The 7,766-nt window shown below is 39.0% G+C and carries 7 protein-coding genes; 4 read left to right on the top strand and 3 right to left on the bottom strand.

Annotation, left to right across the window (positions count from 1 at the left end):
• Positions 1-4 precede the first annotated feature (4 nt).
• The 3 genes from dnaK to GBI66_RS17540 all read right to left on the bottom strand — a co-directional run bounded on the left by dnaK (position 5) and on the right by GBI66_RS17540 (position 3,665).
• A complete protein-coding gene (gene dnaK / locus GBI66_RS17530; RefSeq protein WP_151716969.1) occupies positions 5-1,948 on the bottom strand; it encodes a molecular chaperone DnaK in 1,944 nt (647 codons plus the stop codon).
• 118 nt (positions 1,949-2,066) lie between these two features.
• A complete protein-coding gene (gene grpE, locus GBI66_RS17535; RefSeq protein ID WP_005186322.1) occupies positions 2,067-2,612 on the bottom strand; it encodes a nucleotide exchange factor GrpE in 546 nt (181 codons plus the stop codon).
• 159 nt (positions 2,613-2,771) lie between these two features.
• A complete protein-coding gene (locus tag GBI66_RS17540; protein ID WP_005186330.1) occupies positions 2,772-3,665 on the bottom strand; it encodes a LysR family transcriptional regulator in 894 nt (297 codons plus the stop codon).
• A 107-nt stretch (positions 3,666-3,772) separates the two neighbouring features.
• Here GBI66_RS17540 and GBI66_RS17545 point away from each other — a divergent pair, with 107 nt between their 5' ends.
• The 4 genes from GBI66_RS17545 (at position 3,773) to GBI66_RS17560 (ending at position 7,384) form a co-directional block, all read left to right on the top strand.
• Entirely contained in the window at positions 3,773-4,627 is an 855-nt protein-coding gene (locus tag GBI66_RS17545; protein WP_151716970.1) for an MBL fold metallo-hydrolase, read from the top strand.
• 389 nt (positions 4,628-5,016) lie between these two features.
• Entirely contained in the window at positions 5,017-5,256 is a 240-nt protein-coding gene (locus GBI66_RS17550) for a hypothetical protein (protein ID WP_005186334.1), read from the top strand.
• Between the two features lie 366 nt (positions 5,257-5,622).
• A complete protein-coding gene (locus GBI66_RS17555) occupies positions 5,623-6,693 on the top strand; it encodes an alpha/beta hydrolase (protein WP_215901030.1) in 1,071 nt (356 codons plus the stop codon).
• Positions 6,694-6,826: 133 nt separating this feature from the next.
• Positions 6,827-7,384, top strand: a complete 558-nt coding sequence (locus GBI66_RS17560; protein WP_151716972.1) for a peptidylprolyl isomerase — start codon at positions 6,827-6,829, stop codon at positions 7,382-7,384.
• Positions 7,385-7,766: the final 382 nt, after the last annotated feature.

The raw sequence follows: 7,766 nt of genomic DNA on the forward strand, positions 1-7,766 counted from the left end.
CAAATTATTTTTTGTCATCTTTAACTTCTGTGAACTCAGCATCTACAACGCCATCGTCCGCTTTCTGTTGTTGACCTGCATCGCCACCTTGGAATGCATTTGGATCAAAACCTTCTGCGCCGCCAGCACCTTGTGCTTGTTCATAAGCACGTTGTGTAATTGGCATCAAGATGTTTTGTAAAGCTTCAGTTTTCGCTTTGATGTCTTCAACATCATTTTCTTTAGTTGCTGCTTCAAGCTCAGAAACCGCAGTTGTGATCGCAGTTTTTTCATCTTCAGTGACTTTATCACCAAGATCTTTTACTGCTTTCGTCGAGCTAGAAACAAGCGCATCTGCTTCGTTACGTGCTTTTGCTAACTCTTCAAACTTACGATCTTCTTCAGCATTCGCTTCAGCATCTTTGATCATTGCTTCGATTTCAGCATCAGACAAACCTGAGTTTGCTTTAATCTGGATCGATTGCTCTTTACCAGTGCTCTTATCTTTAGCTGATACTTTCAAGATACCATCAGCGTTGATGTCGAACGATACTTCAATTTGCGGTACGCCACGTGGAGCAGGTGGGATATCGCCTAATTGGAAGTTACCCAACAATTTGTTTTGTTGAGCCATTTTACGTTCACCTTGGTAAACCGAAATGTCTACTGCAGGCTGGTTATCAGCAGCTGTAGAGAACACTTGTGATTTCTTCGCAGGAATCGTGGTGTTTTTCTCAATGATCGGAGTCAATACGCCGCCCATTGTTTCGATACCTAAAGTTAACGGTGTTACGTCTAATAAAAGTACATCAGTTTTGTCACCAGACAATACTGCACCTTGAATTGCTGCACCAATCGCAACCGCTTCGTCAGGGTTCACGTCTTTACGTGGCTCTTTACCGAAGAATTCTTGTACTTTTTGTTGTACAAGTGGCATACGAGACTGACCACCAACCAAGATTACGTCAGAGATGTCAGAAGTCGAAAGACCAGCATCTTTAAGTGCAATACGGCAAGGCTCAATCGTACGAGCAACTAAGTCAGCAACTAAACCTTCAAGTTTTGCACGAGTTACGTTGATCACTAAGTGTTTAGGACCTGTCGCATCAGCCGTGATGTATGGAAGGTTGATTTCAGTTGCATTCGATGAAGAAAGCTCGATTTTTGCTTTTTCAGCAGCTTCTTTCAAACGTTGTAACGCAAGTGGATCATTTTTCAAGTTCACACTTTGTTCTTTCTTGAACTCTTCAACCAAGAATTCAATTAATGCGTTATCAAAGTCTTCACCACCAAGGAAAGTATCACCATTTGTTGATAACACTTCGATTTGTTGGTCGCCATCAAGGTCAGCGATTTCAATGATTGATACGTCGAATGTACCACCACCTAAGTCGTAAACCGCGATTTTACGATCGCCTTCTTTTTTGTCCATACCGAACGCAAGTGCAGCAGCAGTTGGTTCGTTGATGATACGTTTAACATCAAGACCTGCAATTTTACCTGCATCTTTAGTTGCTTGACGTTGTGCATCGTTAAAGTAAGCAGGAACAGTAATAACTGCTTCAGTTACTGTTTCACCTAAATAGTCTTCTGCAGTTTTCTTCATCTTTTTCAAGATTTCAGCAGAGATCTGTTGAGGTGCTAATTTTTTATCGTTTACTTCAACCCAAGCATCGCCATTGTCTGCTTTGATGATTTTGTAAGGTACAAGACCGATATCTTTTTGTACCGCTTGATCTTCATAACGACGACCGATTAAACGCTTGATTGCGAATAATGTATTTTTTGGGTTAGTTACCGCTTGGCGTTTCGCGCTTTGACCAACAAGGATCTCGCCATCTTTATATGCAATGATCGATGGAGTTGTACGCGTACCTTCTGCATTTTCGATTACTTTTACTTTATCGCCTTCAAGTACAGCAACACATGAGTTGGTAGTACCTAAGTCAATACCAATAATTTTTGCCATTGATTGTGTTCCTCTAAAATTTTGTTGCAATGTTTTGCTTGTTATTCGATATGAGAGTTAATCGGTTTTTTTCAAGCATTTTTGTGAAAAAAAATCAAAAAACTCTCAAATTTTTACCTTATTGACCGACCATGACCATCGCTGGGCGAAGTAAACGACCATTTAAGGTATAGCCTTTCTGTAAAACAGTGCCAATTTGATTGGCTTTGGCATTCGGGTCGATTCCCACTGCTTGGTGTAAATCCGCATTGAAACCATTTTGGGTATCTGCTTCGACAACGCCAAACTTCTCAAGCGTGGTGAGTAGTGATTTCAAAGTGAGCTTAATCCCTTCAAGTACAGGTGTTTGTTCTTCACCCGCAGCTTGAATTGCACGTTCTAGGTTATCGACAGAATCCAATAATTCTTTCGCAAATTTTTCCAGCACAGTCTCTTTATGCTTTTCAGACTCACGTTGAATACGTTCAACACTCTTTTGTGCTTCATAAACAGCATTGGCTGTACGTGCTTTTTCGAGTTTTAAGCTTTCTTCGAGTTTAGTGATTTGAGCTTGTAAATCTTCAACGCTAAGCTCGTTTGCTTGCTCTACACCTTCAGCTTGAGTTTGTTCAGTTTGTTGCTCATTTTGAATGTCTTGAGCTTGCTCATTGTGCTCATTAGCCATTGATGATCTCCGTTGAAAAAAGTTCTTAAACATGTACAGTCCTTCTGGCGTTAATGCTCATAGGGTTAAACCCGAACTGCCACATCTTGGTCATTCATAGATAGGGATGAAGTATGGGCAACGCGACAAAATTCAAGCGTTCAGGTCGATTTAAATCTTTTAATTTTGCTGATTTAAGTAAAATTTTAAGTTTTCAATCACAAAAGCAATAAATTCTTGGGTTATTTTCGGTAAATGTTGTCTGGATGCATAAACCAAAGATAAGGTTAGATCGGGTGCAGAAAAATCGGTAAACACCTGTTGCAAACGTTGTTGAGCAATATCTTTACGCACCAGCAAGGTTGGCAGCATCGCAATACCTTGTGCTTTAAGACACATCTGATAAAGCGCGATCACATCATTGCTTTTAAACGTAACATTTAAAGGATAGTTCTGGGGTTGCTGATCTGTATCAAACAATGTCCAATATTGATTATGGGTGTGATGGGCAATGCATTCATGTTGAATGAGTTGACTGGGATGTAGTAGGGGAGTGTGGTCTTGTAAGTAATGTGGGTGTGCGCAAAAAGTTGATTCGATTTCACATACAGGGCGTGCAATCAGTCCATCTGCAACTTTCTGGGTAATCCTCAAAGCAAGATCAACATGAGCATCCATTAAGTCCACGGTATTTTCCGTTAAATAGACATCAAAATGAATCTGTGGATAGCGTTTTTTAAATTGCTTAATACATTCATTCACGCCAAGCTGAAATAAAAATAAGCCACAGGTAAAACGGATGGTACCGCTGTGCTGTTCTGGCGCGGCCAAGCCTTCTAATAGTTGTTGCTGTTGTAAAATATTTTCGCAATAGACCAATGCTTTTTCACCAGCAGGCGTAAGCGATACTTTTCGGGTATTGCGTTGAAACAGCCGTGTCGAAAAGGTTTGTTCAAGATGGTCTAAGTAACGAGAGACCATCGCTTTAGAATAATCGAGATGTTCAGCAGCTTTACTGAGATTGCCTTGATGCGCAATACAAACAAAGACTTGGATCGCTTTTAATGTGTCCATCGTTATTATCATTGTTGCAAGATATGCAACATTTTATCTTAGTTTAGAGTGTTTATTCAGCAATAATTGCAATTTAAAGTGTCTCTTATCAGATTGGAGACGATAAGATGAATACCAAACCTTATATTATTGCTTTATCAACTTTAGCAGCAACATCTGCTGCTTTCGCACAAGATTTAAAAATCCAAAACTTTCTGGCTCAACCTGAGCACTTCGGTGTGACTTCAACCCTGATTGAGGGTGATAAAGAAGTGTTATTGGTGAATGCGCAATTTTCTAAATCGGAAGCATTGCGTATCGCCGCTGACATTTTAGATAGCGGAAAAACATTAAAAACCATTTTTGTCAGTTATGGCGACCCAGATTTCTATTTTGGCTTAGATGTATTTAAACAGTACTTCCCGAATGTACAAATCATTGCGACACCTGAAACAGTGAAACATATTCAGGATACTCAAGCACTGAAAGTACAGTATTGGGGACCAAAAATGGGGGCTAATGCACCGAGTCAAATCATTGTTCCTCAAGCGTATACCGCAAAAACTTTAAAGCTTGAAAATGAAAGCATCGAAATTAAAGGTAAGAAAGAACTTACTTACTTATGGATTCCAAGTGTTAAAGCTGTCGTCGGTGGTATTCCTGTGTCATCAGGCATTCATTTATGGACAGCAGATACTCCTACAGTGAAAGATCGTGCTGAAGTTGTTCAAACATTGGAAAGCATTAAAGCCTTAAACCCTAAAGTTGTTGTGCCTGCGCATATGAAAGCAGGCGCAGCTGAAGGTTTGGATGCAGTTAACTTTTCAATTGACTATTTAAAGCAGTATGAAAAAGCGGTTAAAGTGACTAAAAACTCGGCCGAATTAATCAAAGCTATGCAAAAGCAGTACCCTGCTTTAGGTGAGTCGAGCAGTTTGGAGTTGGGTGCTAAAGTGGTTAAAGGTGAAATGCAGTGGCATTAAACTTAAATTAGGAAATTGCAAAAACCGTGATGAAAAATCACGGTTTTTTATGTGCACTACACTTATTTTTAATCAAAATTACCTAATTGTAATCTTTTAAGAAGATTGTGCAGTCTTTCTATGAATTATAAAAAAATAAGATAAATGCTTTTTTGCATCAGAAATAAAGACCAAACGAATGAAACCACTTAATTCATAACACCTTAGCAAAGCTGCACCGATTACAGAATATGTGAAACATGAACGTAGTCTATTTAAGAAAAATTGCAAAACAGTGCTGCTTGCATAACAAACTGCAACTAATACGCATCACGTCTAAGAAAAAAATTGTGAATTATAGGCAACGCAAAGACAACTTTGCTTTTTGTCATAATGAAAGGAAATACACAATGAAAAAGTTAGCATTGATCTCTATGGTTGTATCTGGTGTTGCATTAACAGCTGTGGGTTGCTCAACTCAAGGTGGGTTGGATGCTTCTGGTTCAGCTCAAACAACAAGTGCAAGCCCATCAGGTGTACAAGGTGGTGTTGGTGTGCAAGCAGGTACTTCGGTAGATGTTCAACCTGGCGGTGCTTCTGCTGACGTTTCAGGTTCTGTGTCTGGTTCAGCAGGCGGTTCTGCGCAATAATTTTTTTATTAAGCCGATGAGCATGAGATTGAATCGGAGATGCCAACCTTAATTTCAATCGCTGTTATGTACTGCTATACATAATGTGTGAATCGACTTAATTCATAAAATTGACACTTTAAAAGTGATATAAAACTAGAGCTAAGACATTAGTTCTAGTTTTATAGTTTTGAAAAACGAACTTGTAAGACACGATTGAGTTGACATAAAAAGTGAGTGGTAATAAGCACAATGGTTAATGACTTTTTTAGAATAGCCCTTTAGCGTACGACATAATTTTGAAATCTTGAACTTGATCTAAGACTTTATAAAAGCATATAGTCGAAGGCAACAAGAATTATGGACAGAGCGAAGAAGGGGACAAAAGTGACAGCATTACCTCAAAAAATTCAGACGATTTTAGATAAAGGACAAGGTCCTGCTGCACGAGCACTCGATAAGCTCCCCAAAATCGTACAAGAGTCCTTGGCTAAGATTTTAGCTTATCCGCATCAATATCCAGATTTAGATTCATTTACCAAATGTCTGATGGCTGTCCAAATTAAACAAGGGCGCATTGGCTTCATTGGTGATGATCCGATTGAGTCTCGCCGTCAGTTTGACGCGCAAATGTTGGCAATCATCAATAAACCAACTTCGGTTGCATCGGTTGAAGATATTCGTCTTCCTCTACAAAGTGGGACTGTCTTTGCCAGACACTATCATCCTGCGCCAAATAAAAAGCTGCCGATTATTGTGTTCTATCATGGTGGTGGCTTTGTGGTCGGTGGTTTAGATACACATGACGAGGCGTGCCGCTTAATTGCCAAGTATGCAAAAGTACAAGTATTAAGTATTGACTATCCATTAGCACCCGAAGCATCACCACAGTTATTGATCAAATCATGTGAAGATGCCTTGGCGTGGGTATATCAAAATCGCCGTCAATTGAAAATTTATAAGAATCGCATTGCTGTTGCAGGTGATAGTGCGGGTGGCAATATTAGTACGGTCGTTGCACAGCACTCTGTGGGTAAAGCTTATGCGCCACAAGCACAGCTATTGATTTATCCAGTCGTTGACTTCAAAAGCCGTCATCCTTCGTTCTATGCTTATGGAGAGGGCTTGGTGCTGACCAGTAAAGATGTGGATTATGTGACTGACTATTATGCAATACAGCATAATGTTGCATTAGACGATCCGTTAATCTCACCAACCTATGGAAGCCTCAGAAAGTTGGCACCTGCTTATGTGATTACTGCAGGGCATGACTTACTTCATGATGAGGGTGCAATCTATAGTCATAAGCTCAGACAAAACGGGGTTAAAGTCCAATACGTGGATTACCCAGATCAGACTCATGGCTTTATTAATCTCACGCCAGTCTCCAGTAAGGCCAAACGCAATACTATTGAAGTTGCCAAAAACTTTAGAAAGTTTTGGGATAAACATAGTTAATAAAGTACGAGCCGATGTTTCACGTGAAACATCGGTTTTTTGTTTTAAAGATAACAAATAGAAATAGCAAAATTAGATTTGCAAAACTAAGATGAGCTTTCACAACAAATCTATGTTCAAGCCGAGAAAAGCAATGATGAAAAAGTTGTTCATGACAACAGGGTTAATTTTGGCAAGCAGCCATTTATTTGCAAATACCATGATTGATATGAAAACCAGTATGGGGAACATCGAAATCGAACTTTTTGATGATAAAGCACCTGTGTCTGCAAAGAATTTCGAAAGCTATGTAAAAAGCAACTTCTATACGGGTACGATCTTCCATCGTGTGATTCCCGGTTTTATGGTACAGGGTGGTGGTCTTGATGCAAATATGATTGAGAAGACAACCAAAGCACCGATCGTGAATGAAGCCAGTAATGGTTTGAAAAATACCCGTGGTACTTTAGCAATGGCACGTACCCAAGATCCAAACTCTGCAAGTAGCCAATTCTTTATTAATGTCGCAGATAATAACTTTTTAAATAAATCACCGATGGATGCAGGTTACGCCGTTTTTGGTAAAGTGACTAAAGGTATGGATATTGTCGACAAGATTGTAAAAGTACCGACAGCTAACTTCGGAATGCATCAAAATGTGCCAAAACAGCCAATCAAAATTATCAGTGTTCAGATAAAGAACAATAAGTAAAAAGCAAAGCAGAAATATGTTTAAAATATTTCTGCTTTAATTTTATATGGTTACAGCTGTATTGATCGCTTGTTAAACATATTTGTGTGTAAAAAAAGAACACTCAATAAAACAAGGGTTTAAAAAAGCTTGCACACCAAAAAAAATCTCCTATAATGCACACATCCCGACGCGATGAAGCAAAAATAACTTAGCTTTACTGGTTAAGTTGTTAGGTATTCATTGCGTTAATTTATCGCTGACGAGGCGATAAAGAGATCATTAAGAGAATAGAAGAACAACTTGTGTGGATTTTTACTGATTGATCGATCGAAAATATTTCATTGATTGAATGGTAAGAATTTCTCGAAGTTTATTTGAGCGAATTTTTAGTCAGAAAATT

Source organism: Acinetobacter sp. TUM15071, from assembly GCF_008980925.1.
Lineage (GTDB): Bacteria > Pseudomonadota > Gammaproteobacteria > Pseudomonadales > Moraxellaceae > Acinetobacter > Acinetobacter dispersus.